General features: G+C 53.4%; 28 protein-coding genes. 23 read left to right on the forward strand and 5 right to left on the reverse strand.

From position 1 onward, the window contains the following. Positions 1-142 precede the first annotated feature (142 nt). The 6 genes from IOQ59_RS08795 (at position 143) to IOQ59_RS08820 (ending at position 6,031) form a co-directional block, all read left to right on the forward strand. Positions 143-529, forward strand: coding sequence for a DUF6627 family protein (locus IOQ59_RS08795; protein ID WP_193952907.1), 387 nt, complete (start codon positions 143-145; stop codon positions 527-529). Next, the gene (locus IOQ59_RS08800) at positions 526-1,521 is read left to right on the forward strand and encodes a PA2778 family cysteine peptidase (protein WP_193952908.1); all 996 of its coding nucleotides are present in this window, start codon (positions 526-528) and stop codon (positions 1,519-1,521) included. The genes IOQ59_RS08795 and IOQ59_RS08800 overlap by 4 nt, the downstream gene beginning before the upstream one ends. Positions 1,522-1,846: 325 nt before the next feature. Beyond that, positions 1,847-2,923 (forward strand): hydrogenase small subunit, encoded by a 1,077-nt coding sequence (locus tag IOQ59_RS08805; RefSeq protein ID WP_193952909.1) that lies wholly within the window; start codon positions 1,847-1,849, stop codon positions 2,921-2,923. Next, a complete protein-coding gene (locus IOQ59_RS08810) occupies positions 2,923-4,728 on the forward strand; it encodes a nickel-dependent hydrogenase large subunit (protein ID WP_193952910.1) in 1,806 nt (601 codons plus the stop codon). The genes IOQ59_RS08805 and IOQ59_RS08810 overlap by 1 nt, the downstream gene beginning before the upstream one ends. A 60-nt stretch (positions 4,729-4,788) precedes the next feature. Further along, positions 4,789-5,541 (forward strand): Ni/Fe-hydrogenase, b-type cytochrome subunit, encoded by a 753-nt coding sequence (cybH, locus tag IOQ59_RS08815; RefSeq protein ID WP_228050792.1) that lies wholly within the window; start codon positions 4,789-4,791, stop codon positions 5,539-5,541. Between the two features lie 211 nt (positions 5,542-5,752). Continuing rightward, positions 5,753-6,031, forward strand: a complete 279-nt coding sequence (locus tag IOQ59_RS08820) for a HigA family addiction module antitoxin (RefSeq protein WP_371871845.1) — start codon at positions 5,753-5,755, stop codon at positions 6,029-6,031. A gap of 101 nt (positions 6,032-6,132) precedes the next feature. Here the strand turns inward: IOQ59_RS08820 and IOQ59_RS08825 are convergent, their stop codons facing one another. From IOQ59_RS08825 to IOQ59_RS21180, 4 genes are all read right to left on the reverse strand, one after another. Then, on the reverse strand, positions 6,133-7,335 hold the full coding sequence (locus tag IOQ59_RS08825) for an ABC transporter substrate-binding protein (RefSeq protein ID WP_193952912.1): 1,203 nt from the start codon (positions 7,333-7,335) through the stop codon (positions 6,133-6,135). A 65-nt stretch (positions 7,336-7,400) separates the two neighbouring features. Continuing rightward, the gene (locus IOQ59_RS08830; protein WP_193952913.1) at positions 7,401-8,987 is read right to left on the reverse strand and encodes a fatty acyl-CoA synthetase; all 1,587 of its coding nucleotides are present in this window, start codon (positions 8,985-8,987) and stop codon (positions 7,401-7,403) included. Positions 8,988-9,090: 103 nt separating this feature from the next. Then, on the reverse strand, positions 9,091-10,101 hold the full coding sequence (locus IOQ59_RS08835) for an AraC family transcriptional regulator (RefSeq protein ID WP_193952914.1): 1,011 nt from the start codon (positions 10,099-10,101) through the stop codon (positions 9,091-9,093). Beyond that, complete coding sequence (locus IOQ59_RS21180; RefSeq protein ID WP_228050793.1) at positions 10,091-10,234, reverse strand: hypothetical protein; 144 nt, start codon at positions 10,232-10,234, stop codon at positions 10,091-10,093. The genes IOQ59_RS08835 and IOQ59_RS21180 overlap by 11 nt, the downstream gene beginning before the upstream one ends. A gap of 74 nt (positions 10,235-10,308) precedes the next feature. Between IOQ59_RS21180 and IOQ59_RS08840 the strand changes: the two genes are divergently transcribed. From IOQ59_RS08840 to bktB, 3 genes are read left to right on the forward strand one after another with little or no spacing between them, the layout of a single operon-like run. Beyond that, complete coding sequence (locus IOQ59_RS08840; protein WP_193952915.1) at positions 10,309-11,067, forward strand: SDR family NAD(P)-dependent oxidoreductase; 759 nt, start codon at positions 10,309-10,311, stop codon at positions 11,065-11,067. A 9-nt stretch (positions 11,068-11,076) separates the two neighbouring features. Then, positions 11,077-12,225 carry an acyl-CoA dehydrogenase family protein gene (locus IOQ59_RS08845; RefSeq protein ID WP_193952916.1) on the forward strand — a complete coding sequence of 383 codons (1,149 nt, stop codon included), beginning with the start codon at positions 11,077-11,079 and terminating at the stop codon, positions 12,223-12,225. 24 nt (positions 12,226-12,249) lie between these two features. After that, positions 12,250-13,434, forward strand: a complete 1,185-nt coding sequence (bktB, locus tag IOQ59_RS08850) for a beta-ketothiolase BktB (protein ID WP_193952917.1) — start codon at positions 12,250-12,252, stop codon at positions 13,432-13,434. A gap of 66 nt (positions 13,435-13,500) precedes the next feature. Here the strand turns inward: bktB and ubiM are convergent, their stop codons facing one another. After that, positions 13,501-14,820, reverse strand: a complete 1,320-nt coding sequence (ubiM, locus tag IOQ59_RS08855; RefSeq protein WP_193952918.1) for a 5-demethoxyubiquinol-8 5-hydroxylase UbiM — start codon at positions 14,818-14,820, stop codon at positions 13,501-13,503. A gap of 333 nt (positions 14,821-15,153) precedes the next feature. Between ubiM and IOQ59_RS08860 the strand changes: the two genes are divergently transcribed. The 14 genes from IOQ59_RS08860 (at position 15,154) to hypD (ending at position 25,883) form a co-directional block, all read left to right on the forward strand. Further along, positions 15,154-16,275: a high-affinity branched-chain amino acid ABC transporter substrate-binding protein gene (locus IOQ59_RS08860; protein ID WP_193952919.1), complete on the forward strand. Its 1,122-nt coding sequence runs from the start codon at positions 15,154-15,156 to the stop codon at positions 16,273-16,275. A 253-nt stretch (positions 16,276-16,528) separates the two neighbouring features. Continuing rightward, positions 16,529-17,158, forward strand: a complete 630-nt coding sequence (locus tag IOQ59_RS08865; RefSeq protein WP_193952920.1) for a HyaD/HybD family hydrogenase maturation endopeptidase — start codon at positions 16,529-16,531, stop codon at positions 17,156-17,158. Further along, complete coding sequence (gene hypC, locus IOQ59_RS08870; RefSeq protein ID WP_228050794.1) at positions 17,127-17,462, forward strand: HypC/HybG/HupF family hydrogenase formation chaperone; 336 nt, start codon at positions 17,127-17,129, stop codon at positions 17,460-17,462. The genes IOQ59_RS08865 and hypC overlap by 32 nt, the downstream gene beginning before the upstream one ends. Positions 17,463-17,522: 60 nt before the next feature. After that, entirely contained in the window at positions 17,523-17,954 is a 432-nt protein-coding gene (locus IOQ59_RS08875; protein ID WP_193952921.1) for a thioredoxin domain-containing protein, read from the forward strand. Positions 17,955-17,964: 10 nt separating this feature from the next. After that, positions 17,965-18,828 carry a hydrogenase expression/formation protein gene (locus IOQ59_RS08880; RefSeq protein WP_193952922.1) on the forward strand — a complete coding sequence of 288 codons (864 nt, stop codon included), beginning with the start codon at positions 17,965-17,967 and terminating at the stop codon, positions 18,826-18,828. A gap of 13 nt (positions 18,829-18,841) precedes the next feature. Then, positions 18,842-19,063, forward strand: a complete 222-nt coding sequence (locus IOQ59_RS08885; RefSeq protein WP_193952923.1) for a rubredoxin — start codon at positions 18,842-18,844, stop codon at positions 19,061-19,063. A 3-nt stretch (positions 19,064-19,066) separates the two neighbouring features. Continuing rightward, positions 19,067-19,684 (forward strand): [NiFe]-hydrogenase assembly chaperone HybE, encoded by a 618-nt coding sequence (gene hybE, locus IOQ59_RS08890; RefSeq protein ID WP_193952924.1) that lies wholly within the window; start codon positions 19,067-19,069, stop codon positions 19,682-19,684. Continuing rightward, positions 19,681-20,826: a nickel-dependent hydrogenase large subunit gene (locus IOQ59_RS08895; RefSeq protein ID WP_193952925.1), complete on the forward strand. Its 1,146-nt coding sequence runs from the start codon at positions 19,681-19,683 to the stop codon at positions 20,824-20,826. Before hybE ends, IOQ59_RS08895 begins: the two co-directional genes overlap by 4 nt. A gap of 2 nt (positions 20,827-20,828) precedes the next feature. Next, entirely contained in the window at positions 20,829-21,170 is a 342-nt protein-coding gene (gene hypA, locus IOQ59_RS08900) for a hydrogenase maturation nickel metallochaperone HypA (RefSeq protein WP_193952926.1), read from the forward strand. Positions 21,171-21,172: 2 nt separating this feature from the next. Next, positions 21,173-22,117: a hydrogenase nickel incorporation protein HypB gene (hypB, locus tag IOQ59_RS08905; RefSeq protein ID WP_193952927.1), complete on the forward strand. Its 945-nt coding sequence runs from the start codon at positions 21,173-21,175 to the stop codon at positions 22,115-22,117. Beyond that, on the forward strand, positions 22,114-23,595 hold the full coding sequence (locus tag IOQ59_RS08910) for a sigma-54-dependent transcriptional regulator (RefSeq protein ID WP_228050795.1): 1,482 nt from the start codon (positions 22,114-22,116) through the stop codon (positions 23,593-23,595). The genes hypB and IOQ59_RS08910 overlap by 4 nt, the downstream gene beginning before the upstream one ends. A gap of 18 nt (positions 23,596-23,613) precedes the next feature. Then, on the forward strand, positions 23,614-23,895 hold the full coding sequence (locus IOQ59_RS08915) for a HypC/HybG/HupF family hydrogenase formation chaperone (protein WP_193952929.1): 282 nt from the start codon (positions 23,614-23,616) through the stop codon (positions 23,893-23,895). A 14-nt stretch (positions 23,896-23,909) separates the two neighbouring features. After that, on the forward strand, positions 23,910-24,617 hold the full coding sequence (locus IOQ59_RS08920) for a D-sedoheptulose-7-phosphate isomerase (RefSeq protein WP_193952930.1): 708 nt from the start codon (positions 23,910-23,912) through the stop codon (positions 24,615-24,617). Positions 24,618-24,755: 138 nt separating this feature from the next. Then, positions 24,756-25,883 (forward strand): hydrogenase formation protein HypD, encoded by a 1,128-nt coding sequence (gene hypD / locus IOQ59_RS08925; RefSeq protein WP_193952931.1) that lies wholly within the window; start codon positions 24,756-24,758, stop codon positions 25,881-25,883. Positions 25,884-25,887: the final 4 nt, after the last annotated feature.

A 25,887-nucleotide genomic window follows, 5' to 3' on the forward strand; every position in this document is an offset into this window, starting at 1 on the left:
AGGCTGTTCGTCAGGTTTCTTCCCATTCGCTTTGTTGGGGCTTAAGCGCTGATGCGTGGGGTTGTTTATCGGGCTGTTCCGGTCAGTTCGGCTTTCTTTCCTATACTTAGAAAACTCTTAATCAGTTTGATGGTGAGCGGAAATGAAGAAAACAAAGCAGATTGTGGCTTCAGTTCTTATCATGATGCTGGGCCTTATACAGTTGCCCGTCGCTCAGGCGGCAATGATCACGACCGACCAAGCGATACAAGCGCAGCAGGGTGATGCTGAGCGGGCACGCTTGATCTCCTTGCTGCAAAAGGATGAGTTGCAACAACAATTAACAGCCTATGGATTGGATGCGTCGATGGCGGCGGAACGGGTCCGTAGCATGAGTGATGCCGAGGTGGCGATGCTTAATGCGAAGCTGGATGAGTTACCGGCGGGTGAAGGGATTGTGGGCCTGGCTGCTTTGTTCTTTATCGTATTCATCATCACGGATGCATTGGGTGCGACAGACATATTCACCTTTGTTAAACCGATCCGATGATCAGGATCTCTGCATTCCTGAATGTGCATAAACTCAATATATGGCTGATTGTAGGAAGCCTGTTTCTGACGGGGTGTAGCAGTACAGGTGTCTGGCGTGAGCAGGCCAGCAACCTGCATCAACTCCCCATATCTGTCGAGCTGGACGATACACCATTCTTTCCCCAGACCCAATATCATTGTGGGCCTGCTGCGCTGGCGACGATTCTAAGTGCGACCGGTGTTGATACCGTGCCTGACGAACTCACACCTCACGTATATCTGCCCAAGCGACAAGGAAGTTTGCAGGTTGATCTCGTGGCGACCACCCGCCGTTTTCAACGGTTGCCCTATGAATTAGCGGGACGTCTGGATGTGCTCTTTGCCGAAGTGGCTAACAATCACCCGGTGCTGGTGATGCAGAATCTCGGATTTGATTGGTTGCCGCAGTGGCATTACGCGGTCGTAGTTGGTTATGACCTTGAGCGGGAAACGATCACGCTGCGCTCAGCTGAAGAGAAGCGGCATGTGGTTCCGATCTATACCTTTGATAAAACCTGGGCGCGGGCGAAGCGTTGGGCCATGGTGGCCGCACCACCTGAACGTATCCCTGTGAGCGCAGATGCCGATCAATATGTGCGTGTTGTGCGTGATCTAGAAAAACTGCATCCAGAGATCGCTGTTAGCGCCTACCAGCATGCAATAGAGCGCTGGCCGGAGAATGCCCTGATATGGTTGGCGCTGGGTAATGCGTTGTACAGTCAACAGCAGTATCAGGGTTCTGTGACAACGTACCGTGAAGCACTGCAGCATCATCCTGACAACGAACAGCTGTGGAATAACTACGCCTATGCGTTGAGCTCTGTCGAGTGTGGCGAAGCGTCTCGCGCTGCGATTCACTGTGCGGTGCGGATTAAACCGAATGACCCCCTCTTAATCGACAGTCTCTACGAGTTGCACCAACATAACGTCAAGACGGCATTACTGTGTGATGTGGTGCATTGCCCTCTATAAGTTGAGACATTCTCGGCTCGATCTGTCTATATGGAGACCCCATGGACGGGGCGTGCACTCCATCTTCCGACCTTCGTCGCTGCTAACTGACTTGCCGTTTGTTCGGTCAGGCTGGTAAGTCAGTTATCCATTATTTTTGTTGTTCCCCTCCTGATCGTTGATTCCTAGTGGTTTTTAAACTTGGCCCACTCTTTGCTGAAGCTATAGCTAACCAATAAAAAACAATAAAGCTGAACACTGTTTGCTGCCGCACCTTTTGCATCTGGGGTGAGTGGGTCAAAACGAGCAGTGCTTCTTCAGCGGTACCACTGCCGGAGAGAGCCGAATGTCCCAAATCGAAACCTTCTACGAAGTCATGCGACGACAGGGGATCACCCGTCGTAGCTTCCTCAAATACTGTAGCCTGACCGCCGCTGCTCTGGGTCTGGGGCCAACGTTTGCGCCGCAAATTGCGCATGCAATGGAGACCAAAGAGCGTACGCCGGTGATCTGGTTGCATGGTCTTGAATGCACCTGTTGTTCCGAGTCCTTTATCCGTTCTGCACATCCGCTGGTTAAAGATGTGGTGCTGTCGATGATCTCACTGGACTACGACGATACGCTGATGGCGTCCGCCGGACATCAGGCCGAGGCCATTCTGGAAGAGACCATTCAGAAATACAAAGGTAAGTACATTCTGGCCGTAGAAGGCAATCCACCGCTTAACGAAGACGGTATGTTCTGTATCGTGGGTGGCAAACCGTTTCTTGATCAATTGAAGCACGCGGCGAAAGACGCTGCTGCGGTTATCGCGTGGGGTTCCTGCGCGTCCTGGGGTTGTGTGCAGGCAGCACGCCCGAACCCAACGCAAGCTGTGCCAATTCACAAAGTGATTACCGATAAACCGATTATTAAAGTGCCCGGCTGCCCGCCGATTGCGGAGGTTATGACCGGTGTGATCACCTACATGCTGACCTTTGGTCGTTTACCGGAGCTGGATCGTCAGGGGCGTCCGAAGATGTTCTACAGCCAGCGAATCCACGACAAATGTTACCGCCGTCCACACTTTGATGCGGGTCAGTTTGTAGAGCAATGGGATGATGAAGGCGCGCGCAAAGGCTACTGCTTGTACAAAGTGGGCTGTAAAGGACCGACTACTTACAACGCCTGTTCAACGGTGCGCTGGAACGAAGGCACCTCCTTCCCGATTCAGGCGGGTCACGGGTGTATCGGGTGTTCTGAAGATGGTTTCTGGGACAAAGGTTCTTTCTATGATCGCCTGTCCAATATCCCGCAGTTTGGCATTGAGAAAAATGCCGATCAGATAGGTACCGCCGTGGCCGGTGGTGTGGGTGCGGCCATCGCGGCCCATGCTGCCGTGAGTGCAGTGAAACGCGCGCAGCACAAAGGAGATCAGGAATAATGACCGAACTGAATACAAAAAATCTGGATAACAGCGGTCGTCGTATTGTTGTTGATCCCGTGACCCGTATTGAAGGTCACATGCGTTGCGAAGTAAACGTGGATGAGAACAACATCATCCGAAACGCGGTGTCCACCGGTACCATGTGGCGTGGTTTGGAAGTGATCCTTAAAGGTCGTGACCCGCGTGACGCCTGGGCGTTTGTTGAACGTATCTGTGGTGTCTGTACCGGAACCCATGCACTGACCTCAGTGCGCGCAGTGGAAGATGCGCTGGGTATTCAGGTGCCGCTCAACGCCCACCTGATCCGTCATATGATGGACAAAACCCTGCAGATTCACGATCACATTGTCCATTTTTATCACCTGCACGCGCTGGACTGGGTGAACCCGGTCAACGCGCTAAAAGCCGATCCAGTGGCAACCTCTGAACTGCAGCAAATGGTGTCGCCGAAGCATGCGAAATCCAGCCCGGGTTACTTCAAAGACGTACAGACGCGCCTGAAGAAGTTTGTAGAAACCGGCCAATTGGGCCTGTTTGCCAACGGTTATTGGGATAACCCTGCGTATAAACTGCCGCCAGAAGCGGATTTGATGGCCGTTTCCCACTATCTGGAAGCGCTGGATCTACAGCGTGATATTGTCAAGATTCACACCATCTTTGGTGGTAAGAACCCGCATCCGAACTACATGGTGGGTGGTGTGGCGTGTGCGATTAATATCGATGGCACAGGTGCGTCCGGTGCGCCGGTGAATATGACCAGTCTGAACTTTGTACTGGAGCGTATTCGCGAAGCGCAGGAGTTCACCAAAAACGTTTACCTGCCGGATGTGATGGCGGTGGCGAGTATCTATAAAGACTGGCTCTACGGTGGCGGTCTGGCAGCAGAAAACGTGCTCTCCTACGGTACTTATTCACAAGTACCGTACGATAAATCCACCGACCTGCTGCCTGCTGGTGCCATCATTGGTGGTAACTGGAACGAGGTGCATCCGGTGGATGTGCGCGACCCTGAGCAGATTCAGGAGTTCGTTGATCACTCGTGGTACAGCTACGCCAACGGTGAAAAAGGCCTGCACCCGTGGGATGGGGAAACCGAGCCGAAGTTCGAGCTGGGCCCGAATACAGTCGGCACCAAAACTAACATCAAAGAGCTGGACGAGTCCGCGAAATACAGCTGGATTAAAGCACCACGCTGGCGCGGTCACGCGATGGAAGTGGGGCCGTTGTCCCGTTACATCATCGGTTACGTATCCGGTCAGGAATATGTACAGGAGCAGGTGGATCGCTCGTTATCCGGCTTTAATCAGGCCACCGGTCTGGATCTGGGACTGAAACAGTTCCTGCCGTCCACCTTGGGCCGCACGCTGGCCCGCGCGCTGGAATGTGAACTGTGCTGTGACACCATGTTGGATGACTGGCATCAGCTGGTGAACAACATCAAGAACGGTGACAGCTCGACCGCCAATGTGGAGAAATGGGACCCAAGCACCTGGCCAAAAGAGGCGCTGGGTGTGGGGATAAACGAAGCCCCCCGTGGTGCGCTCGGTCACTGGATCAAGATCAAAGACGGCAAGATCGAAAACTATCAGGCGATTGTGCCGACCACCTGGAACGGATCGCCGCGTGATGCGCAGGGCAATATCGGCGCCTTTGAAGCCGCGTTGCTGAATACGCCGATGGAGCGACCGGATGAGCCGGTGGAAATTCTGCGTACGTTGCACAGCTTTGATCCGTGTCTGGCGTGTTCTACACACGTGATGTCCGAAGACGGTCAGGAGCTGACTAAGGTGAAAATCCGGTAATGTGCTGCGCGTAGGGTCGGTTGAGTCTGGTTCTGCGCGCCGTTCTGGGAGGTTAGAAAGATGACTATGTCAGTAAAAGAAGACGACCTGCTCACCGGAGAAGATGCAACTCGTGAAGAGCAGGAAAAACCGATCACCCGCAAACAGACCGCGGTGTACGTATACGAAGCCCCGGTGCGTTTATGGCACTGGGTGACCGTGTTCTCTGTACTGGTGCTGTGTGTCAGCGGTTATTTTATCGGATCACCGTTACCGACTATGCCGGGTGAAGCGATCGATAACTACCTGATGGGATATATCCGCTTTGCGCACTTTACGGCGGGCTACATCGTCGCGATCGCATTTGTTGGCCGTATCTACTGGGCGATGGTGGGGAGCAGTCACGCGCGTGAACTGTTTTTCCCTAAGCTGGCGACCCGTAAGTGGTGGAGCGAAGCGATCCATGAGGTGCGTTGGTATCTGTTTCTGGAGAAAACCCCGAAGAAGTACATTGGCCATAACCCGCTGGGTCAGCTGGCGATGTTTTTCTTCTTTGTGCTGGGCATGATCTTCATGATCATCACGGGTTTTGCGCTGTACGGCGAAGGACTGGGGCAGGGCAGCTGGGCCGATGTTGTTTTCGGCTGGGTGATTCCGGCGATGGGGCAGAGTCAGGATGTTCATACCTGGCACCATCTGGGTATGTGGTACCTGATCACCTTCATCATGATCCATGTGTACGTGGCGGTGCGTGAAGACATCATGTCCCGTCAGAGCCTGATCTCCACCATGATTGGTGGCTGGCGTATGTTTAAGGATGACCGCCCGGATTGATCCGGCGGCATCTGACTATCTTCCGATTGCTCTGGGAGACCGTTGGTAGTCACTTATCAGACCCACCTACTGATCAGTGACTACAGGCAAAATACCTTCAGGAACCTGCCGTTCCTGAAGGTCACGATTGTCATTCAATAGTTGGGCCTGCCGAAGGTATCTTATGCCGGAGGCGGGCCGTTTTTTCAGAGTTGAGTCCAAGAGGTATCCCGTGCAAGCAGCCGTACTTCGGCGACGCTTTTGTAGCCGAAAACCGGAACATCCCGGCGCCTTCCTTGAGCGTTGCTACATGAAACCGCTCCATATCTCCCAGTCTGAACTGGCCCGAACACTGGGCATATCCCGTCGGCGGGTGAATGAGATCGTCAATGGGCAGCGAGCGATCACTGCTGATACGGCCCTTCGTTTAGCCGAATGCTTCAAAACAACCCCGATGTTCTGGCTGGAAAAACAGCAGTTGTGGGAGTTATACGAGGCGAGTCGACAGTAATTTTCCGTTAGTCCGACTCTCCTTATCCGGGCGATGCGGTTAGGCAAAAAAAAGCCTGCATACGCAGGCTGTAAATCAGGAATCACTGTTTACTGCGTGGGTTATTTAAAGTCACACTGCGCCAACATCGGACCAAAGGCCTGGTCGCCGGGAACTATGTTTTCCACGACGAAGAGATCTTCATCGCTTTTACGTTCTGATGCCTTTTTGATACGCATCTGGTACATGTCGTGCACCATGCGGCCATCATTGCGCAGGTGTGCATTACGGGCGAAGAAATCGTCTGGTTTGTTGGCTTTCATTTGGGCCATGACCGCGTCGCTGTTGTCGGTACCTGCTGCTTTGATACTGTTCAGGTAATGCATGGTCGCGGAATACACGCCAGCATGAGCCATCGATGGGATACCTCCATGACGGGCTTTAAAGCGCTTTGACCAGGCGCGGGTATCATCATCCAAATCCCAATAGAAACCTGTGGTCAGCTTCATTCCGCCTGCAATGTTCGGGTCCAGTGCCAGCGCACTCTGGGTAAATACCAACAAACCAGCGACATCCATGTTTTCGGTCAGACCAAACTCGGCTGAAGTTTTCAACGCGTTAATAAAATCGGAACCGGCGTTTGCGAGTGCGACCACATCGGCACCGGATGCTTGCGCCTGCAATACGTATGAGGAGAAGTCGGTAGTGCCCAGAGGTGCACGGACAGCGCCGACAACTTCACCGCCATTACTGGTGATCACTTTAGAGGCGACGCCTTCCAGTGCGTGGCCAAACGCGTAGTCGGCGGTGATAAAGAACCACTTTTTCTTACCCGCATCGACCATCGGTTTTACTGTACCGTTGGCTAGCGCAACCACGTTATAGGTCCAGTGTGCATTGTAAGGTGAGCAAGCTTTCGTGGTGAAGGCATGGGAGGCAGATGCACCGATTAGAGCGATTTTTTTATTATCGGTCAGTACCTTAGTCACCGCACCGGTGACTGATGAAGCGACCAGGCCGGTTACTGTATCGACCTGTTGATCTTCAATCCACTGGCGTACTTTGGCTGAACCTATATCGGGCTTGTTCTGATCGTCAGCGCTGATCAATTCGATTGGTTTACCTAATACCGTGCCGCCAAAATCTTCCACAGCCATCTGAGCAGCCGTGACGCAACCCGGTCCACAAATATCGGCATAAACACCCCCCATATCTCCCAGTACGCCGATTTTGACGACGCCGTCGGAGATGGCTTCTGCCTGTGCACCTGTTGTCATCAGGGCGCTGATAGTTAGACCAAGTGCGATTTTTTTCAGTGTTTTCATTGCGGATCCTTATCTCTCTAATTTTTATTTTTGAATAAGCATGCGGTGATGTGAAAAGCGGTCTGTCAGACCGCGTCGAGTTCGCTCAACGAGATATCGTTGTACCGTTCGCGTAAGTTGCGTTTCAGCAGTTTACCTGCGGTGTTTTTCGGTAAAGCGGGTGTAAACACGAAGGACTTTGGAATTTTGAAAGCCGCCAGGTGTTGCTGACAGTGGGCTTGTAACTGTTCGGAATCGACCGTTTCATCGTCCTTCAGCACGATGACAGCGGTGATCGCTTCAATCCAGCGTGGGTGTGGTGTACCGATTACGGCAACTTCGGCTACGGCGGGGTGCAGGTAAAGGGCTTCTTCCACATCACGGCTGGCGACCAGCACGCCACCGGTATTTACCACATCCTTAATGCGATCAACGATATAGATGTAACCCTCCTCATCGGCATAGGCGAGATCTCCGGAGTGGAACCAGCCACCTGCAAAGGCTTCAGCCGTTTGTTCTGGCTTATCCCAATATCCCACCATCACATGGGGAGAGCGGTGGATAATTTCACCCCGTTCACCCGGTGGGCAATCTTCCAGTGTCACCGGATCTACGATGCGGGTTTCCACCGACATTACGGGTTTGCCAATGGAGGCGAGACGTCCTTCCTGTTCATCCGGTGCAAGCACTGTGGCCAGCGGTGCCATTTCGCTTTGCCCGTAGCAGTTGAACAGCTGACAACCCGGCAGACGGTCTTGTAACTCGGCGACGATCGGTTCCGGCATGATGGAAGCGCCGTAATAGATATTTACCAGTGAGCTGAGATCATTCTGTTCAAATCCCTCATGCTGCAATAAGCCGATCCAGACCGTGGGTGGTGCAAATACTGAGTTCAGTTTTTCGTGGCTGATGGCGTTGAAAATGGCGTCTGGCGTCGGTGTCTGTAAGATGCAATTCATCGCGCCGGTCATCAATGCAGGCATAGTAAAGACGTGCATCTGGGCGGAGTGATACAGCGGCAGCGCAGCAAGTAAGCGGTCATTGGATCTGAGCTGTAGGTGCTGAATGCAGCTGCTGTATTCAGCCATAAAACCCCGGTGGGTGTGCATCGCGCCTTTGGGATGCGAAGTGGTACCTGAGGTATACAGGATTTGCACGATGTCGGTGTCGCATATGGATACCTCGGGTGGTGAGGCATCGGTGTTGGCCTGAGCTAGCTGAAGAATATCCGACAGCTCTGTGCTGGTATTGGTCGTATGCAAGCTACCGCGCTGTCTGATCTGAGTATCTTCAAGAACAGCGTCTACATTGTCTGCCAGTTCGTCATCGATATAGATGGCCGATGCACCGGACTGGTTGAGCAGATAGAGCAGCTCTTCTTTAACCAGTGCAAAGTTGATCGGTACGTGGATCAGACCCGAGCGAGCGCAGGCCAGAAATAACAGCAGATAAGCATCGGAATTTTTACCGTACGCCGCGACTCGATCACCTTGCTTCAGGCCACTCGACAGCAGGTGGTTGGCAACGCGATTCACCGCCTGATCTAACTCACGGTAGGTCCAGCGCCGGGATTGAAAGAGCAGGGCGTCCTGATTGGCATAACGTTTAGTGGCGCGGCGCAAGCCGTCGCCAATCGTGTTTACCGTGGCAATTTCTACTTCAGGGAGCATCATATCCGCCTTCTTATTGTTGTTATTTAAGACGAGTGTCTGTTAGAAGGCGGGTTGCTGACAATGATCAAACTGTCCAAAGGATTTGATCAAAGAGGACAGCTAATTATTGAGTGGCTTGATTGCTCATGTACAGGCTGGGAGAAACACCGGTCCAGTTCTTAAATGCCCGGCAAAATGCGGCTTGCTCGGTAAAGCCGACCAGTTGACTGGTTTCCGCAACGGACAGGGATTCTTCGGTCAGCAGGCGGATCGCCATATCGCAGCGTACCTGATCCTTTATCTGCTGAAAGCTGGCGCTTTCATCTTTCAGTTTGCGGCGCAGAGTCCGGGAGGTCATATGTAGTCGGTTGGCGATCTCCTCCAGTGTCGGGGGCTGCTCCAGACCCTGTTTGAGAATCTGCCGTCGTACCTGAGTACTGAGGGAGTGATCGCTCCCCACCCGGCGTAATATCTCCAGCGGAGACTGGCGTAGGAACAACTCCATCTCAATCGGATCACGAGCCAAGGGCAAAGTCAGCAGTTTGCTGCTGAAGGTGAATCTGGCGGTTGATTGGTCGAATAGCAGATGATCACCAAACATAGATGGGTATTCATCCACATGATCCGGCTGTGCATAGTTAAAGCGGGTGGTGTGGATCGGCACTTGGGTGTTGACCAGCCAGCAACTAAGGCGTTGCCACATCAGCAGAATGAACTCCTGCAACAGGTGATCAGGATCGTATTGTGGCTGTTTTAACGTGGCGGAAATGTCTACCAGGTCGCCGTCACAGCTGAGGTTAAATTCGATCTCATCCTGTACTGCGTTATAGAAGCGGATGCTCTGCTGCAGCATCGCACCGAGTGTCTTGAACTGGAATAACGATTCCATCATCAACGCAAACACGCCGTTCTTACAGGGCCGTGCTGTGAGCCCCATAAACTCATCTCCGGTGCTCCGCCACACTGCTTTGATCAGATTCGCCAGCTGTACTTCCGTGATCCGTGCATTCGGTTGGTGAATCAATTCAGCCGGGACAGCGGCACGTTCGAGCAACGGCATTGGATCAATGTCGGCCAGAAGTGGCCCATGAAGGCAGGCTTGAATGTAGTGATTGGAGACCAGTTTACGCTTCATTGTTGATAATGGTTTTCCCGTATTTTCTCTGAGCATACCTTGTTGCCGCACAGGGCACAAAATCTACCTTCGACTGACACTGCAAAGTGTCCGCACGGTCATTTTTATCAAATAGATTGTCTTTATCGGTCATAGAACCGCCGTCCCGCTTCACCGGATACTGCCTGCCACAAGAACAATAAAGAATCTGACAGGAGTAAACGGCCGATGAATATTAGAAACAAAGTAGCTGTCGTCAGTGGTGGTGCCTCGGGGTTGGGGTTGGCAACCAGTCTGCGTCTGTTGGCTGAAGGGGCTTCAGTACTGGTACTGGACTTGAACGAAGACGCAGGCCAGACGTTGGCTGAACAATATCCTGAGCATGTTCTTTTTTCCTGCACCGATGTGACCAATGCTGATGCCGTTGAACAGGCGATTGATCAAGCAATGTCGAATTGGCAGCGGCTGGATATCTGTATCAACTGCGCCGGTATCGTGGCAGCGGGTCGAGTACTGGGTCGTGAGGGGGCGTTGCCACTGGCGCAGTTTAGCAATGCCATCAATATCAATCTAAACGGCACCTTCAATGTACTGCGTGTTGCGGCTGAGAAGATGGCGGCGGGTAAAGACGGCGAGCAGGGTGTCATTATCAATACCGCCTCAGTCGCGGCTTTTGATGGTCAGTCCGGACAGGCTGCGTACAGCGCAAGCAAGGCTGCCATTGCCGGGATGACATTGCCACTCGCCCGGGATCTGGCGTCCCACAATATCCGGGTGATGACCATCGCGCCGGGTTTATTCGATACCCCGATGATGACCTCTCTGCCGGAAAAAGTACGTGAGCCATTGATCGAAATGGTGCAGTCCCCCAAGCGTTTTGGCTTGCCAGAGGAGTTTGCCGATCTTTGCTGCCACATCATCAGCAATCCCTATCTCAATGGCGAGGTGATCCGCCTTGATGCCGCCATCCGCATGGAGCCTAAATAGGAGATTGATATGCAAACTGATGCTGAATTGGCCGAACTGGAACTGTTCCGCGAGATGACCTGCCGTGCGCTAAAACAGGAGGTTGAGCCGTATTACGAAAGTTGGGAAAGCGCAGGACAAGTGCCGCGTAAGCTCTGGCAGACACTCGGACAGGCCGGCATGTTATGTGTCGACCTGCCGGAACAATACGGTGCTGCAGACGCCTCGTTTGAAGTGGCTCAGTTGGTGATTGGAGAGATGGCTCGGATGGGATTTGGCGGCCTCGCCAGCGGTCACAATATCCACTCCAACATCGTTGCGCCTTACATCCTGCATGTGGGCAATGAAGCCCAGAAAGCACACTGGCTACCGCAAATGGTGAGCGGTGACGTGGTGGGGGCGATTGCGATGACCGAACCCGGAGCGGGCAGTGATCTCGCAGCGCTACGTACCACCGCTGTGCGCGACGGTGACGATTGGCTGATCAACGGCAGCAAAATATTTATCACCAATGGGTTGTTGGCTGATCTGGTGATCGTGTGTGCAAAAACAGATAGCAGTGCGGGGGCGAAAGGGATCTCCCTGTTTTTGGTGGATACATCGTTACCCGGCTTCTCCCGGGGCAGTGGTATCAAAAAGATCGGCCAGCACAGCAGCGATACCGCTGAGCTGTTTTTTGACAATCTACGGGTGCCTGCGGATGCGTTGTTGGGCGAGGAAAACCGTGGCTTCTTTTACCTGATGCAGGAGCTGCCACGGGAACGACTCGGCTGTGCAACACAGGCCATTGCCGCCACAGATGGTGCGCTACAGCTAACACTGGATTATGTGCAGGAACGTAAGGCCTTTAGTCAGACCGTTGGCAGCTTTCAGAACACTCGCTTTAAGCTGGCTGAAGTGAAAACCCAGTTGGAATTGTGCCGAGCGTATTACCAGCAATGCATGGCGAAATACGTGGCAGGAACGATGACAGTCGAGGATGCGGCCTTGCTCAAGCTCAGTGCTACCGAGATGCAGTGTCAGGCTGCGGATCAATGCCTGCAGTTGTTCGGTGGTTATGGCTATACCGCTGAGTACCCCATCTCCCGTTTCTACGTCGATGCGCGTGTGCAGACCATCTACGGCGGAACGTCCGAAATTATGAAAGAGGTGATCGCCCGTCCGATGCTAGGACGCTGAGGCGGTTATCTAAGGATCTGAATTATGAACTTAAACAATGTTGTGATCGTCGATGCGGTACGCACCGCAATTGGTTCTTTTGGTGGCAGTCTGTCCGGTTTGACGCCTGCTGAACTTGGAACCGTGGCCGCAACCGAGGCGATCCGCCGTGCGGGAGTTCCGGCTACGGATATCGACCATTCGGTATTTGGTCATATCATCACCACCGCGCCGCAGGATGTGTATCTGTCGCGCCATATTGCTCTCAACGCGGGTTTACCGGAAAGCTCTGCGGCGGTGAATATCAATCGCCTGTGTGGGTCTTCGGTGCAGTCGGTCATTTCTGCGGCGCAACTGCTGATGCTGGGGGATAGTCAGATCGCACTGGCGGGTGGTGCTGAAAGTATGAGTCGTGGTGCTTACCTGATGCCAGCTGCCCGTGATGGTGCCCGTATGGGGGATACTCAGATCGTGGATATGACGCTCGGTATTCTGAGTGACCCCTTTGGCAGCGGTCATATGGGCATCACCGCAGAGAATATCGCAGCTCAGCAGGGATACCGCCGTGAAGACCTTGATCGCTTTGCTGCTGAAAGCCACCGCCGCGCCAGTGAAGCGATGGAGCGGGGCTATTTCAACGATCAGATCGTTCCTGTCACGGTAAAGCAGGGGCGTAAAACATTTGTTTTTGAGCGTGACGAACATCCACGTGAGGAAACCACGGAAGAGAGCTTGTCCAAGCTGCGTCCGGCGTTTAAAAAAGACGGTATTGTTACCGCTGGCAATGCCTCTGGTCTGAACGATGGCGCGGCGGCGATGGTGCTGACCACGCAGCAAGAAGCGGAGAGGCGGGGTCTACAGCCGCGCTGTCGTATCCTCAGCTATGCCTTTGCCGGTGTTGAACCCCGCTTGATGGGATTAGGGCCGGTTCCGGCAGTGAAGCAGGCGTTGCAGAAGGCTGGGTTAAGTATGCAGCAGATCGATGTGATCGAGTCCAACGAGGCGTTTGCTGCACAGGCGATGGCAGTCACTGAGCTGCTGGAAATGTCGCCGGAAAAGGTGAACCCTAACGGAGGCGCGGTGGCGCTGGGGCACCCAGTCGGGGCGACTGGCTCGATCATTATCGTCAAAACCATGGCGGAACTGGATCGTACACAGGGTCGTTATGGTCTGATTACCATGTGTATTGGGGGCGGGCAGGGGATTGCACTGATTATTGAGCGGCTATAACGAGGCGTATCAGCGTGGAGGCTTTGAGAAAGAGGTGTCTGGCACCTCTTTCTTCGTTTTAGGGGGCTATTTCAGGCCGAGTATATTCAGCGGATGAAGCTTGTCGGGCAGTACTTTTTCGATCTGTTCGCGAGCCTTCTCGACCGGAAAAAAATCCGGTATCGGTGGCAGGTTGTTTTTCAGATCCTGAAGTGGATTGGTACCTTCCAGATCCCGCTCGGTCAGAGATTCCGTGATCAGGCGTTTGATCGGTGCGATGTTGTTCGCAAGGCGCAGGGTGGCTTTGCGTGCCAGCTTGGCGGCCAGGGTCTCGTTGGTAAAGAGGCCAACAACCACGTTGGTGCCGTGATAGAGCACGCGGGTTGTCCGCATATGGCTGGTTTCGTAGGCCTTAAGCAGTGCCGGGCTGGCGATATCTGTACCTTCAGCGATGGCGTGGCTGATCTCTTTGGCCAGATTCGCCTGTCCGCGCAGCCCCAGGTTGAAGCCGTGGGCAGTGACCGGATGCATACCAACGGCGGCATCACCGATCAGGGCGAAACGGCGTGCAACAAACTGGTTGGCGTGTACAGCGACCAGTGGATAGACATGACGTTTGCCGATCAGCTTCATATCACCCAGCAGACCATCAAGCTGCTGCTCAACGTTGTGGTTAAACTCTGCTTCGCTCATCTCAGCAAAGCCTTGTGCATCACGACTGTTAACGGTGATAACAACGGAGGAGCGGTTACCATTCATTGGCAGAATCGCGGTGGTGCGGCCGTACATGAAGCATTCGAACGCAGTTTGCTGGTGCGATTTGGTATGTTCCATCCGGCACACAATGGCGGTGCGGGAGAAGTCGCGCATCGTTGCGGACAAACCCATCTTGCGACGTGTTTCAGAGAACCGGGTGTCGGCTGCAACGACCAGTCGTGCCTGAAGGACTTCACCGTTATTCAGTGTGACGTAGCCGTACTCATCATCGGTATTGACCTCTTCGACCACACTCTCCGTGCGGATCTCAATCTGAGTGTGACTGCTGGTCTCTTCGTAGTACGCCTTGCGGATCAGGTGGTTGGGAACCAGATATCCCAGTGCATCCAGCTTTTCCGTCTCGTTGTCGAAATCCAGACTGTAGCTGGACTGACCGTCAAAGACACGGGCCGCTTCAATGGGAGAGATACCGTCTTCAGGTATCCGCTGCCAGGCACCGGCTTCTTTCATCAGCTTTGCGGAAAGGTGGGTCAGGGCAATTTCACGGCCGTCTTCCGGTGGATCGGCCAGTGTTGACTGAGATGAGCGTTCGACAACCACGACCTTAAGCGGCAGGTCTGCTAAAGAGCGGGCAAAACTCAGACCGGCTGGACCTGCACCGATAATCAATACGTCATACGGCTGCTGCACGGCTACCACCTTTTAACTGTTAAAAAGGGGGTAGCTTACCTGAACTCTCGAATTCTACCCCCGACATGGATCAAATACTCTGTGGCTGATTGAACGAACCTTCATCATTGGCGGTGGGTTTTCGACAAAAACCGTCAAAGTATAAGAGCGGCGGGGGCTGGGTGATCCCTGATGTGGATATATTCTTTTTTTTTGCTTCAGATCAGGTCTTTAGCCGTCATTATATTCGGACTTTGATCGCATCTCTCAGTACAATAGCGTCAGGCCAAAAGCCTTGTTTTTAAACGGTTTGTGTACCCCACAACCTAATGCTCAGAGTATCTGGAGAACCCTATGAAACTCACCCATTCCTCACTGGCCTGTCTGGCCCTGTCCACTGTGCTCAGTTTTAGCGCACAGGCGGCCGAATCGATCAAAATTGGTATCGTTGGTCCTTTTAGCGGTTCACTGGCCCAGTACGGTGACATGCAATTGAACGGTGCCCATACGGCCATTGAAATGATCAACAACCGTGGAGGTGTCAACGGACGTCCGCTGGAAGCGGTTGAATACGATGATGTCTGCGAACCGAAGCAGGCGGTCACGGTGGCTAACCGGATCATCAACGACAATGTAAAATTTGTGGTCGGACATCTCTGCTCCGGTTCGACCCAGCCCGCGACTGATGTTTATCAGGATGAAGATGTGCTGGTGATTACCGGTTCAACTAATCCGGGTATTACCCAGCGTGGCTATTCCAAGCTGTTCCGCACGATTGGTCTGGATTCTGAGCAGGGGGCTACCGCGGCTGACTATATTGCTCAGGTGGTTAAACCCCAGCGGGTGGCTGTGATTCACGACAAACAACAATACGGTAAAGGCGTAGCACTGATCGTACGTGATCTGCTGCAGGCGGAAGGTATCGAGGTTGTCAGCACTGATGGTATCAACAGTGGCGCTAAGGATTTCAGTTCGCTGATCACCAAGCTCAAACGTAAACAGGTGGATTTTGTCTACTACGGCGGTTACCACCCTGAGCTGGGCTTGATGATGAGACAGGCGAAAGCCGCAGGTTTTTCACCCACGTTTATGGGACCGGAAGGCTTGGGCAACAAAGATATCGCTTTTCTCGCCGGTCAGGCTGTCGAAGGTTTGCTGGTGACTTTGCCGGTACGCTACGACCTACAGGAGAAAAACCAGCCCGTTGTTGAATTGCTGAAACAGAAGGGCGTTGAACCGAGCGGCCCGTTTATCTGGACAAGCTTTGCGGCGGTAGAAGTGTTAGCCGATGCCATGCAGCGTACGCAGTCTGATGCGCCCGTTGATGTTGCCGAGGCGCTGCATAACTTCACGTTTGAGACGGTGCTGGGACCGATACGCTGGGATGAGCACGGTGACCTGCAGGGGTTTGAGTTCGGCATCTATCAGTGGCACGCCGATGGTACCGGGACGCCGGTTGTACGACAGTCAGAATAACGCGTTTTAGTCTGATTTCTGTCCTATCTATTTCCGTGTGGTGCGCGGGAATAGATGGGGTGGAGATTAACGTTTCGTTTTTTTTGTAATGTGGAAATTAACTTTCCGGTTTGTGCTTGTCTTTAGCTGTAACCCTCCCCGTAACACCCCGTTATTCCTGAATATCTGTTTTCTGAACGTGTTGGCACGCTCCTTGTAACGTCTGTTGTTATAACAAAAGTCATAACAATAACACGGCACAGAAGACGCACAGATGAACGATAAAAACATCCTCATTCTTGGTATTGGCAACATCCTTTGGGCTGATGAAGGTTTTGGTGTGCGTTGTGTGGAAACGCTGAACGAACGTTACCGCTTTGGCGACAACGTCAAACTGATGGATGGCGGTACCCAGGGGATCTATCTGGTGCAGCATGTGCAGGCGGCCGATGTGCTGGTGGTGTTTGATGCCATCGACTACGGCCTTGAGCCAGGTACCCTGAAGAAAATCTACGATGATGAGGTGCCCAAGTTTATGGGCGCCAAACAGATGAGTCTGCATCAGACAGGCTTTCAGGAAGTGCTGGCAATGGCCGAGTTCACCGGAAACTACCCAGAGCATCTGTTGCTGGTGGGTTGTCAGCCCGTTGAGCTGGAAGACTTTGGTGGCAGCTTGCGTGAGCCGGTACGTGCACAGATTGATCCCTCGCTGGAGATTGCCCTCGATTATCTGCAGCAGTTTGGTATCACACCTGAAAACCATGATCAGCCTGCCGAAGCGCTGGCGCCGGGTGAGTTGGGGTTGAATGAGTATGAAGCGGGTCGTCCCTCTGAAATGGATGCGTTCCGTAAAGGGGATTTGAGATTCCTAAATGACGAGACCGCTGAATCTGGAGAGCGCTGAGATGTGCCTCGGTATCCCGATGCAGGTTGTGCGCAGTGATGAGCATCGTGCTGAGTGCCGTAACGGTAGCGAGTCCGAATGGGTGGATATGTCGCTGGTCGGAGAGCAAGCGGAAGGATGCTGGGTGTTGGTTTTTTTGGGCGCGGCCCGCGAGATCTTAGATGAGCCACGCGCGATGCAGATGCGTGATGCACTGAGTGCGGTACACGCTGTGATGCAAGGAAGTGAGACCGATCTGGACAGCTTGTTTGCCGATCTGGTGGACCGTGAACCTCAGTTGCCGGCGCACCTGCAGAAAAACTGACAGCGAACATACAAGAATAATCTGAAGTAGCCAAAGAAGTAGCCAGAATAGGAACCAACTATGCCATCGCCTTTGATCAATCGACTGGTCGACGAGCTGGGTTATCCCCGCCTAGACCAGAACAGTTTCGACGACTTTATCAAATCAGCGCCGTTCTCCGTGTTGTTCTTTACCGAAGAACCTAAACGTTTTCCGGAAAGTAATGACGTGGCAGTTATCCTGCCGGAACTGGTTAAAAACTTTCCACAACTGACGCCAGCTGTGATTTCAACTGACGCCGAAAAAGCGTTGCAGGGCCGATACAACTTTACCGTCTGGCCCGCACTGGTGTTTTTGAAAGAGGGACGTTATCTGGGCACTATCACCAAGGTGCAGAACTGGGATGTGTATATGGCTGAGATCGGCAGCATTTTGGCACTTGAGCCGCGTCGAGACCCGGGTATTGGTATTCCGGTTGTGGTTAATCCAGTGGCTAGCAGCTGCGGTCAGTGAGGTAAAAAGCATGCAGAACAACGGTATTGAATTGCTGAATATTCCGATGGGTCCGGGCAGTCAGGACGAAGGCGACATGGTGCTCGACTACATGAAAATGCCATCGGAGATGAATTCCTACGATATTCCTATACTTCCGGAAGCTGAAGCGGTGCAGACCTGCCCACATGCAGTCGCTGCGATGGAAAAGCTGCAAGGCTTGCTGGATCAGTATCAGCCGGGACAGCAGACGCAGTCGATGCTGCTGGACGCGATGCCGGAGGCCGATCTGGATATGCTGAACCAGATTCTGGGTGAAGGTGAGGTAAGTGTTGCGATTGAAGGCGCACAAGCGGTCAAAGTGCAGGAAACGGTTATGGCGGGTGTCTGGCGCTTACGTACCCTCAATGCGCAGGGGGATGTAATCTCGGAAACACTGGAAGTGGCTGATATACCGGCCTGTATACGTGAATCCTCATTCAGAATTCAACGGTCTCTGGATGTTGATCCGGAGCAGATGCCCGCAGGTGTGTTGAATGCACCGTCGGTGCTGGTGGAAATTGCGGAAGCGTCACAGGCCTTTGATGGCCGTCAGCCTGAAACGCCGCATGTGATCAACTTGTCGTTGCTGCCATTCTCTCCGGAGGATCATATTTATCTATCTGAAACGACCGGAACCGGAGCGGTAACGATGCTGTCCCGAGGTTATGGCAACTGCCGGATAACCTCGACGGAAGTGAATGGTTTGTGGCGCGTGCAGTACTTCAACAGCACCGATCAGCTGATTCTGGATACGCTGGAGGTCACCGATATTCCGGCTGTGGCCTGTGCGGCAAAAGAGGATCTGGATGATTCGGCTGAACGTCTGAAAGAGATCCGCGAAGTACTGGTTTGAGTGAGGACTGACGATGAATTATCAGGGCTTTGAAGGCAGTTATCTGGGCGACAGCAGTCGTATTGAAGATCAGGCCAAACTGGAATGTAAAATTTGCTGGCATCAATATGATCCGGCCGCCGGAGATCCTGTATGGCAGATCGCATCCGGTACACCCTTTAGCGCGTTGCCGGATCATTGGCGCTGTCCTGAATGTGACGGTGATAAAGATCAGTTTATGGTGCTTGAGGACTAACACTTGAATCAGGTTACTGCACTTCAGGCGCACTTTGATCTTGTCTCCGAGCGGATGGCAGATCTGCCCGTGTATAACTCTCATCTGGTCGTTGAAACGGTCGGTTTTAAGGAGTTTGCCGGGAGAGAGCTGGGCGTACTGATCACGCCGTGGTGCATGAATTTGATGCTGTTACCTGCGGAGGCGGATGTCTGGTTTGACTGGGATGAACAGCACGTTGGCGCAAAGCAGATGATTGCGCTGCCATCGGGGCAGTATGAGTTTATCTTCGGTTGGGCTGAAGCGGTAGGTGGTTACTGCAGTTGTTCGTTGTTTTCGCCAATGTCCGAGTTTGAGGCACAGGACGTTGCCGTTGAAACCGCGCAAGAGGTGATGAAAGCGCTATTTGACGGTGATAATGAAGCGCCGACAGATCGCCAAAGAGCGCAACGCGAACAGCGGGAGCAGGAGCGGTCGGCTCAGAATGTCGATCCGGTAACCACTGAACCTGTGGCAGTATCTGAATCCGCTAAAGAAAAACCAACACCTGAAAAACTCAGCCGCCGTGGCTTTTTGACGGCGGGCTTTGCACGGAGGTCGACATCGGACGCCAGACCTAAGGTTGGGGGGAGATCATCATGAACGGGATCGCCAATCTTGCCGGTAAGATCCGTGTTGATGTGCAATGGCGCGAAGGTCTGATTCAGCAGGTACAGTTGCATAGCAGCCGGCCTCGGGAGATCACCCGTGTGTTGCAGGCCAAACCCTTAACGCAGGCACTGTCGATGGTGCCGATGATCTACTCCATGTGCGCGGTGGCGCAGACAGTAGCATCACTGCAGGCCGCCGAAAGTGCATTAGGGATTGAGATCAAACCGGAAGTGACGCATGCGCGGCAGCTATTGGTACAGGCTGAAACAGCCCGCGAGTTGGGATTACGTCTATCGCAATACTGGCTGGCCGATACGGCTCAGGTTGTGGCCCTGATGCAGTGGTTTACGGGTGTGTCTCAAGAACTGCGATGGGCGCTGGATCTCAATCCGCGTGTATCTAATCTTATTGAGGTGCAGCGGATCAGCTCAGAACTGAAAGCGATTCTACTGCCGCTGGTGGGTATGGAAACCGAGTTGAGCCGGTTATTGTTTGGCGATGCTTCGCACACGCCGATCGGGGAACAGCTATGTGACCTGCAGGAAACGTTCGGTGATATTGAACTCGCCTTAGGTGTTTTGCCGTTAGAGGTTCAGCAGCGTGCCGACCTGGAGTGGATCAAAGGGTGTTTAGCGTCTGCTGATGCCGTTGAGTTCAGTGCAATGCCAGACGCGGATGGTATCTGTTTTGAAACCGGTGTCTGGGTGCGCAACCGGGAGTCCGGTTTAGTGGTGCAAGGGCGGGCTGCAGGCTTGAATGAACTGACACTTCGTTTTTTGGCTATGGTATCTGAACTGCAAGCGTTGCCTGCCCGGATGCGATCAATGGAGCCGCATGCCGCTTTGCCAGCAGGGGATTCAGGTCCGGAGAGGGGGGCAGGTATGGGGATGGTTGATGCTGCGCGGGGCGTGCTGATTCATCGCATAGTGCTGGATGGGAATTCCGTGTCAAACTGCAAGGTAGAGGATTACAACATCGTCGCCCCGACCGAATGGAATTTTCATCCGCGTGGGACGCTGGTCCAGATGTTGGAGGGTGTGCAGGTTAACCGGGAACGGTTGCACAGTCTGGTGGAAAAACTGATTCTTCTGGTGGACCCCTGTGTCGCCTGGGAGATCGAGGTCGGAAACTGATCATGCATGAGATGTCGATTGCTGAAGGGATTATTCAGGTTCTGGAAGAACAGGCGAAAGCACAGAATTACCAGCGGGTAAAAACCGTGTGGCTGGAGATCGGCCCGCTGGCGATGATCGAAACCGAAGCGCTGAGCTTCTGCTTCGATGCAGTCACACGCGGCAGCCTCGCCGAGGGGGCTAAACTAAATATTATAAATATAGTGGGCGAAGCCTTCTGTCTGCAGTGCCTGAAAACAGTGCCTGTGCAGAAACGGTATGACGCCTGTCCGGAGTGCGGCAGTCATCAGCTGCAGGTCACTCAGGGGGATGAAATGCGGATAAAAGAGCTGGAGGTCGAGTAGTTATGTGTACCGTTTGCGGATGTTCCGAGGGTGAAGTTCAGATCGAAGGTGGGCACCACCACGATCATAGTCACAGCCATGAGCACCATCATCACGACCACGGCCACGCGCATCATAGTCATGAACATCACCACGATCACGGTCATCAGCCCGACAGTAGTGTGGTCGTGAGTGACGGTGACAACATTCATTTTGGGCAGGGGCCTGCGCATGCGCATGTGGCTGGTATGAGTCAAAGCCGTATGGTGCAGATCGAGCAGGACATTCTGGGCAAGAATGATCGTTATGCTGCGATCAATCGCGCCCGCTTTGAGCAACAGAGTCTGTTTGTACTGAATCTGGTGTCCAGCCCCGGCTCGGGTAAAACCACGTTGCTGACGGAAACCCTGGAGCGTATTAAAGAAAACCGCACAGTAGCGGTGATCGAAGGGGATCAGCAAACGGCCAACGATGCCAACCGCATCCGTGAAACGGGTGTACAGGCGATTCAGGTGAATACCGGCAAGGGCTGTCATCTCGATGCGCATATGGTGGGACATGCCATGGAACGCTTTGAGGATATGAAAGGTGGTCTGCTGTTCATCGAGAACGTTGGAAATTTGGTCTGTCCGGCCGCATTTGATCTGGGGGAGGCGCATAAAGTCGCGATCCTGTCGGTGACCGAAGGTGAAGACAAACCCCTGAAATACCCGGACATGTTCCATGCCGCGGATCTGATGATTCTCAATAAAACCGATCTGCTGCCGTATCTGGATTTTGATGTGGAGCGTTGTATCGACTATGCCCGTCAGGTGAATCCTGATATTCAGGTGCTACAGCTTTCAGCCCGTTCTGGTGAGGGAATGGACGGCTGGATCGAGTGGCTGGAGAGCCGCCGTAAACATATGATCCAGAGCCGTATCGATACACTCCAGTCTGAAATCGACCAGTTCCACGCATTGCTATGATGGATTTCGAGAACCGCCCCACCGTGCTTTGCGTTGATGACGAGATACGTTCGTTGGAAACGCTTGAGCGTACGCTGGATGAAGAGTTCGACGTGCTCACGGCCAGCAGTGCCGACGAAGCGATGGCGCTGCTGGAGCACAATGAGGTGCAGGCGATCCTCTGTGATCAGCGAATGCCGGATAAAACCGGCGTAGCCTTCCTCACCGAGGTGCGCGAACGCTGGCCGCAAATTGCCCGACTGATTCTGTCCGGCTACACCGATTCGGAAGACATTATCAAAGGGCTGAATGAAGCCGGTATTCTGCAATACATCACCAAACCCTGGCACCCGGATAATCTGCTGTTGATCATGCGTGGAGCCTGCCGCTTGTGTGAACTGCAGAACGAAAATGAGCTGCTGGCGATGGAGATGCGCCTGACTGAAGGTCAGGCCGAGCAGAACATCTCACAGAAGAAACAACGCTTACAGCAGGCGTTTCAGCTGGATGAGATCCGTCGTCATCCCGATAGCCCGTTAAACGCTATCTGTAATCAGGCGGGTAAAATCGCGCCTTACGATGTGTCGGTGCTGGTCACCGGACCTTCGGGTGCAGGTAAAGAGCTGTTCGCGCGTGCGCTGCACTACAACAGTCTGCGGGTGGATAAACCGTTTGTGGTGGAAAACTGCGGTGCGATGCCGGATGAGTTGTTGGCGTCTGAGCTGTTTGGTCACAAAAAAGGCTCCTTTACCGGTGCGATTAACGATCACGAAGGGCTGTTCGAACAGGCTAACGGTGGCACCATTTTCCTCGATGAAATTGGCGAGATCAGTCCCGCTTTTCAGGTGAAACTGCTGCGTGTTTTGCAGGAACGTGAAGTCCGGCGCATTGGTGAACATCAACGGCGTAAGGTGAATGTGCGGATTGTGGCCTCTACCAATCGTGACCTTGAAGAGGAGGTGCGTGCCGGACGTTTTCGTCAGGATCTTTACTTCCGGCTGGCTGAAGTGACACTGGAATTGCCCTCCTTGGACCGCCGTACGGTGGATATTCCGGTACTTGCCAAAGGTTTCCTCGACAATGCGATGCAGGATTTCGATAAGCCGGTGAAGGGTTTCAGCGATGAAGCGCTGGATTGTATGAGTCGCTACTGCTGGCCGGGCAATGTACGTGAGTTGCAGAACGAAGTGCGCCGTATGCTGGTGCTGGCCGAAGATGAATGGCTGACTGCCGATCTGCTCAGTCCGCGTGTCTTGCGCGCAGCACCGATTGAAGAAGCAGAAGAAACCGAAATACTCGCAGGTCTTGAAGGTACGCTGAAAGAGCGGGTTGAGACACTCGAAAAACGTATCCTGCGAGAGACCCTGATTCGCCACCGCTGGAACAAAAGCCGTGCCTCCAAAGAGCTGGGTTTATCCCGCGTGGGGTTGCGTTCAAAACTGGAACGCTATGCCCTGGAGCAGAGCGGATCAGCCATCGCCCCCGAGCAGAAACAGTAACCGGAGATAGAAGTCACTATGTGTTTAGGAATTCCCGGACAGATCGTTGAGATCAAAGACGCCGATGAAGGTGTTGCGATGGTTAATGTCTCCGGTGTAAAGCGAGAAGTTAATCTGGGCTGTGTGTTGCCGGAAGACGGCAATCTCGATGCATTAATGGGTCGCTGGACGCTGGTGCATGTGGGGTTTGCCATGAGCCTGATCGACGAAGAGGAAGCGCGGAAAACGCTGGAAATTCTGGCCGAACTGGGTGAGCTGCAAGAAGAGCTGGATGCGATGCAGAATACCGAGGTCGACTGAGCGAGGGCTTTGACATGTCTGATAAGAACGATGCGAATAATATGCTCGGTGCGCTGTATCCCTTTATGGGCAGTGAGCAGGGCGATAAGCCGGATACCCGCGATAAATCGGCTGAGTTGCTGGATTCCATCCGTCTGAAAACCGAAGAAAGTATCGCCGCCAAGCAAGCCTTTTTTGCCAAGTACAACACAGTACTGGCTGATATTGCCGCGGCAATCGCCGAGTCCTACCGTCAGGGAGGGCGTTTGATCACCGCCGGTAACGGTGGCTCATCTTGTGACTCAGCTCACCTGGCGCTCGAGTTTATGCATCCGGTGACGGCGGGGCGTCCTGCGTTGCCTGCGATCAACCTGAGTCAGGACAATGCCATGTTAACGGCGATCTCCAATGACATCGGATTTCAGCATGTGTTGCCCCGCCAATTATTGGCCTTGGCAAAACCCGAAGATGTGTTAGTGGTGTTTTCCACCAGTGGGAACTCCGCCAACATCACCGCTGCCTGTGAAAAAGCGAAGCAGCTGGGGCTGACAGTGGTGGCGTTTTCGGGGGGCGACGGTGGTGAGCTGGCAACTCATAAAGCGGTGGATCATTGTCTGATTGTCGAAACCGACAGTGTGCATCGCATTCAGGAGTGCCATCTGGTGAGTTACCACATCCTGTGGGATCTGGTGCATACCCTGCTGGCGGACGAACGCGGCTTTATCGGTGAGCACGGCCGGTGATCCCCAGAGCATGAACGTAGGTTGGCCATCACGTAGTGATGCCCAACAAATAGTATTGAAAGTGTGGGCTTTGCTTTGCAAAGACCAACCTACGGGGTGTGAGGCCCTGAATAACAACATCTCTGTGAGCAAAGACAGATGAAATTTGTAGACGAATTCCGTGATCCGGATATGGCGAAAGTGATTCTCGAACGTATCCATACATTGGTTGATGAGATCCCGCAGGCACAGGATCGGCCGTTACAGATTATGGAGGTGTGCGGTGGTCATACCCACTCTATCTTCCGTTACGGTCTCGAAGAGCTGCTGCCCGATAAAATCGAGCTGGTGCACGGTCCGGGTTGTCCGGTCTGTGTATTGCCGATGGGTCGCGTGGATGATTGCGTGGCGATTGCTGAACATCCCGATGTGATCTTCACCACCTTTGGTGATGCGATGCGGGTGCCGGGTTCGAAGAAAAGTCTGCAACAAGCAAAAGCGGAAGGCTGTGATATCCGGATGGTGTATTCACCGATGGATGCGCTGCTGTTGGCCCGCAAACACCCGGATAAGAAAGTGGTGTTCTTCGGGCTGGGGTTTGAAACCACCATGCCCAGTACCGCGTTGACGCTGAAACAGGCAGAGAAGGAGGGGATCAACAACTTCTATCTGTTCTGTAATCACATCACCATCATCCCGACTATCAAGGCGATTCTGGATTCGCCGGATATGTATATCGATGGTTTCTTGGGACCGGGTCACGTGAGCATGGTAATTGGTCAGGCACCCTATGAATTTATCTCAGCCCAATACCAGCGTCCGCTGATCATCTCCGGTTTTGAACCGTTGGATGTATTGCAGTCTCTGCTGATGGTGCTGGAACAATTAAAAGCTGGCGAAGCCAGGATTGAAAACCAGTACAAACGCATCGTACCTGATGGCGGCAACATGCAAGCGTTGAAGGCGGTGTCTGACGTATTCGAACTGCGCGAGTTCTTTGAATGGCGAGGTTTAGGTTCGATTGACCACTCCGGCGTACGTATCCGCGATGCGTATGCGCAGTACGATGCCGAGCGCGCCTTCGCATTGCCGAACCTGAAAATTGCCGATCCTAAATCCTGCCAGTGCGGTGAAGTGCTGAAAGGGGTGATTAAACCCTGGCAGTGCAAAGTCTTTGGCAAGCAATGTACTCCGGAAACCCCGATGGGCGCGCTGATGGTGTCCACCGAAGGGGCCTGCTCCGCGTACTACAGCTACGGCAAAATTGACGCCCGTAATATCGCCTGATTCC

The sequence above is a fragment of the Pontibacterium sinense genome, from assembly GCF_015209595.1.
Lineage (GTDB): Bacteria > Pseudomonadota > Gammaproteobacteria > Pseudomonadales > Balneatricaceae > Pontibacterium > Pontibacterium sinense.

What these genes read in the sequence shown, in the direction of transcription:
- IOQ59_RS08795 (WP_193952907.1), top strand. Translation starts at nt 143, where the DNA reads ATGAAGAAAACAAAGCAGATTGTGGCTTCAGTTCTTATCATGATGCTG.
- IOQ59_RS08800 (WP_193952908.1), top strand. Translation starts at nt 526, where the DNA reads ATGATCAGGATCTCTGCATTCCTGAATGTGCATAAACTCAATATATGG.
- IOQ59_RS08805 (WP_193952909.1), top strand. Translation starts at nt 1,847, where the DNA reads ATGTCCCAAATCGAAACCTTCTACGAAGTCATGCGACGACAGGGGATC.
- IOQ59_RS08810 (WP_193952910.1), top strand. Translation starts at nt 2,923, where the DNA reads ATGACCGAACTGAATACAAAAAATCTGGATAACAGCGGTCGTCGTATT.
- cybH (WP_228050792.1), top strand. Translation starts at nt 4,789, where the DNA reads ATGACTATGTCAGTAAAAGAAGACGACCTGCTCACCGGAGAAGATGCA.
- IOQ59_RS08825 (WP_193952912.1), bottom strand. Translation starts at nt 7,335, where the DNA reads ATGAAAACACTGAAAAAAATCGCACTTGGTCTAACTATCAGCGCCCTG.
- IOQ59_RS08830 (WP_193952913.1), bottom strand. Translation starts at nt 8,987, where the DNA reads ATGATGCTCCCTGAAGTAGAAATTGCCACGGTAAACACGATTGGCGAC.
- IOQ59_RS08835 (WP_193952914.1), bottom strand. Translation starts at nt 10,101, where the DNA reads ATGAAGCGTAAACTGGTCTCCAATCACTACATTCAAGCCTGCCTTCAT.
- IOQ59_RS21180 (WP_228050793.1), bottom strand. Translation starts at nt 10,234, where the DNA reads ATGACCGATAAAGACAATCTATTTGATAAAAATGACCGTGCGGACACT.
- IOQ59_RS08840 (WP_193952915.1), top strand. Translation starts at nt 10,309, where the DNA reads ATGAATATTAGAAACAAAGTAGCTGTCGTCAGTGGTGGTGCCTCGGGG.
- IOQ59_RS08845 (WP_193952916.1), top strand. Translation starts at nt 11,077, where the DNA reads ATGCAAACTGATGCTGAATTGGCCGAACTGGAACTGTTCCGCGAGATG.
- bktB (WP_193952917.1), top strand. Translation starts at nt 12,250, where the DNA reads ATGAACTTAAACAATGTTGTGATCGTCGATGCGGTACGCACCGCAATT.
- IOQ59_RS08860 (WP_193952919.1), top strand. Translation starts at nt 15,154, where the DNA reads ATGAAACTCACCCATTCCTCACTGGCCTGTCTGGCCCTGTCCACTGTG.
- IOQ59_RS08865 (WP_193952920.1), top strand. Translation starts at nt 16,529, where the DNA reads ATGAACGATAAAAACATCCTCATTCTTGGTATTGGCAACATCCTTTGG.
- hypC (WP_228050794.1), top strand. Translation starts at nt 17,127, where the DNA reads ATGACGAGACCGCTGAATCTGGAGAGCGCTGAGATGTGCCTCGGTATC.
- IOQ59_RS08875 (WP_193952921.1), top strand. Translation starts at nt 17,523, where the DNA reads ATGCCATCGCCTTTGATCAATCGACTGGTCGACGAGCTGGGTTATCCC.
- IOQ59_RS08880 (WP_193952922.1), top strand. Translation starts at nt 17,965, where the DNA reads ATGCAGAACAACGGTATTGAATTGCTGAATATTCCGATGGGTCCGGGC.
- IOQ59_RS08885 (WP_193952923.1), top strand. Translation starts at nt 18,842, where the DNA reads ATGAATTATCAGGGCTTTGAAGGCAGTTATCTGGGCGACAGCAGTCGT.
- IOQ59_RS08895 (WP_193952925.1), top strand. Translation starts at nt 19,681, where the DNA reads ATGAACGGGATCGCCAATCTTGCCGGTAAGATCCGTGTTGATGTGCAA.
- hypA (WP_193952926.1), top strand. Translation starts at nt 20,829, where the DNA reads ATGCATGAGATGTCGATTGCTGAAGGGATTATTCAGGTTCTGGAAGAA.
- hypB (WP_193952927.1), top strand. Translation starts at nt 21,173, where the DNA reads ATGTGTACCGTTTGCGGATGTTCCGAGGGTGAAGTTCAGATCGAAGGT.
- IOQ59_RS08910 (WP_228050795.1), top strand. Translation starts at nt 22,114, where the DNA reads ATGATGGATTTCGAGAACCGCCCCACCGTGCTTTGCGTTGATGACGAG.
- IOQ59_RS08915 (WP_193952929.1), top strand. Translation starts at nt 23,614, where the DNA reads ATGTGTTTAGGAATTCCCGGACAGATCGTTGAGATCAAAGACGCCGAT.
- IOQ59_RS08920 (WP_193952930.1), top strand. Translation starts at nt 23,910, where the DNA reads ATGTCTGATAAGAACGATGCGAATAATATGCTCGGTGCGCTGTATCCC.
- hypD (WP_193952931.1), top strand. Translation starts at nt 24,756, where the DNA reads ATGAAATTTGTAGACGAATTCCGTGATCCGGATATGGCGAAAGTGATT.